Genomic DNA, 1428 nt, shown 5'->3' on the forward strand with positions numbered 1-1428 from the left:
ATGCAGAGAGCCGGTGACACGCGCGCCGGCCAGCGGCTGCACCTGGGCGTACTCCTTGCGGATCGCCATCAGACCGGGCATCTCATGCTCGGCCAGGGTGATCTCCTTGCGGCCGAACTCGGCCAGGGAAAGGTCGGCGACCTTGAAGTCGGTGAACTCAGCGGAGGACTGAGACGGCATGGGCTCTCCTCGACTCTTGTACGCCCCGGTGAATCTCCACCGTCGCAGGCGATCGGTTCAGGGTGATGTAGTGCAGTCCCGGAGCGCCGGCGTCGAGCAGGCGCTCCGCCATCGCGATCGCGTGGTCCACGCCGATGCGATGGGATTCCTCGGGGTCGTTCCGGGCTGCGTACAGCCGTTGGGCCAGCGCCTCGGGAAAGGTCGCGTCGCTGAGTTCGGCGAACCGGCTGATCTGCCGGTAGTCCGTGGCCGGCATGATCTCCGGGATGACCGGGGTGTCACAGCCCGCTGCCGCGGCCCGGTCACACAGCCGGAAGTAGTGCTCGACGTCGAAGAACATCTGGGTGATGGCGTAGTCCGCGCCCGCCCGGCACTTGTCGGCGAAGTGCCGGATGTCGCTGTCCCAGTCCGGCGAGCGGGGGTGCCGCTCCGGGAAGGCCGCCACGCCGACGCTGAAGTCGCCCAGGTCCCGGATGAGTTCGACGAGTTCCACGGCGTAGGTGAGCCCCTGCGGGTGAGCGAGCCAGGGGCCCTTCGGGTCCCCGGGCGGATCACCTCGCACAGCGAGGACATCATGGATGCCGACATCCGCGTACTGGCCGATGATGTGCCGCAGCTCGGCGACCGAGTGTCCGACGGCGGTGAGATGGGCAACCGGGCGCAGCGTGGTGTGGGCGGCGATCTGCTTGGTGACGGCGACGGTCCTGTCCCTCGATGACCCGCCCGCACCATAGGTCACGGAGACGAAGGCGGGGGCCAGGGCCTCGATTCGGCGGATGGCGTCCCACAGGCGAGCCTCGCCCTTGTCGGTCTTGGGCGGGAAGAACTCGAACGAGTACGAGGTCTCCCCCGCTGCCAGCACCTCGCGAACCGTTCTCACGATCGAGACCCTCCTGTGCTGAAGTAGCTCGCCTCGGGGTGGTGGGTGATCAGAGCGTCGGTGGACTGCTCGGGATGGAGCTGGAACTCCTCGGACAGCTCGACGCCGATCCGCTCGGGCTCCAGCAGGTCGGCGATCTTCGCCCGGTCCTCCAGGTCGGGGCAGGCGGGATAGCCGGAGGAGTAGCGGCAGCCCCGGTACTCGGTGCGGAACATCCCGTCGATCGAGTCCGGGTCCTCGCCTGCGAAGCCCAGTTCGGCGCGGACGCGGGCGTGCCAGTATTCGGCGAGGGCTTCGGCGAGTTGGACGGACAGTCCGTGGAGTTCGAGGTAGTCGCGGTAGGAGTCGGATTCGAAGAGTTCGGCGGC

The 1428-nt window shown here is 68.0% G+C and carries 3 protein-coding genes; all 3 read right to left on the reverse strand.

What is annotated here, in order from left to right:
• Nucleotides 1-180: adenosylhomocysteinase (locus QCN29_RS36680; RefSeq protein ID WP_279933585.1), on the reverse strand; the 180-nt coding region annotated here is incomplete at its 3' end.
• Entirely contained in the window at nt 158-1060 is a 903-nt protein-coding gene (gene metF, locus QCN29_RS36685; RefSeq protein WP_279933586.1) for a methylenetetrahydrofolate reductase [NAD(P)H], read from the reverse strand. The genes metF and QCN29_RS36680, both read right to left, overlap by 23 nt.
• Nucleotides 1057-1428: vitamin B12 dependent-methionine synthase activation domain-containing protein (locus QCN29_RS36690; protein WP_279933588.1), on the reverse strand; the 372-nt coding region annotated here is incomplete at its 5' end. The genes metF and QCN29_RS36690, both read right to left, overlap by 4 nt.

The sequence above is a fragment of the Streptomyces chengmaiensis genome, assembly GCF_029846775.1.
Classification (GTDB): domain Bacteria; phylum Actinomycetota; class Actinomycetes; order Streptomycetales; family Streptomycetaceae; genus Streptomyces; species Streptomyces chengmaiensis.